Here is a 622-nt window from a genome sequence, read left to right as displayed (position 1 = left end):
TCTTTCATGTTTGAAATGTATCCTGATCCTATTGGACAGGATTTTTTGTCTTGGAGGTGTATGTTAGATGAAGTACACTTGGAAAGCTGCAATAGGTTTGACGCTCTTCTCGTTCCTCTTGGGAGGTTGTCAGACGCATTTGCTAGATATTTCCACAACGCAGGCAGTGGTCGCTTCGCCCCCAGAAATCGAGCAAGCTCTCCCCGAGGAAAGCCCCACAGAAGAGGTCCAAAATGTAAAGGAGATGCAGCTGGTCATGTTCTMTCAGGAACTGCTTCATATGGACCGGCATGCCAATTTGTCGATTACTGCTAAGCAAGCAGAGACTATACTTCCATTAGTCCGTAAAAGCATAGATGAAGGAAGCATGAACGAATCCGAACGCMAGCTGGTCCTTAGCGGCTTGACTTTAGATCAAATTGCTTTTCTTGAGGAACAGTCCAAGCAAGAAAAAGCACGATTAGCTGAGCGTATGGGCAATCAGGGGGAAGAGCTCTCTTCAGAGGAGCGAGAGAAGCGGGTTAAAGCTTTTATGCAAAAAAGAAAGACCGATCGACAGACAGAGTCAGGCTTCATTGACCGTGAGCATGGAGAAAACCAGTTTGATCCTAGAAGCATGGGG

Annotated in this window: 1 protein-coding gene; it reads left to right on the top strand. The window is 46.5% G+C overall.

The features are described 5' to 3' along the window. Positions 1-67: 67 nt before the first annotated feature. Positions 68-622, top strand: a 555-nt coding sequence (locus AC1DUA_RS39940) for a hypothetical protein (protein ID WP_477504921.1), incomplete at its 3' end; no start/stop codon positions are given.

This window comes from Paenibacillus sp. 01T422 (genome assembly GCF_056398785.1).
The sequence above is the reverse complement of the archived record's forward strand: the minus strand, read 5'-3'. Positions and strand labels throughout refer to the sequence as shown.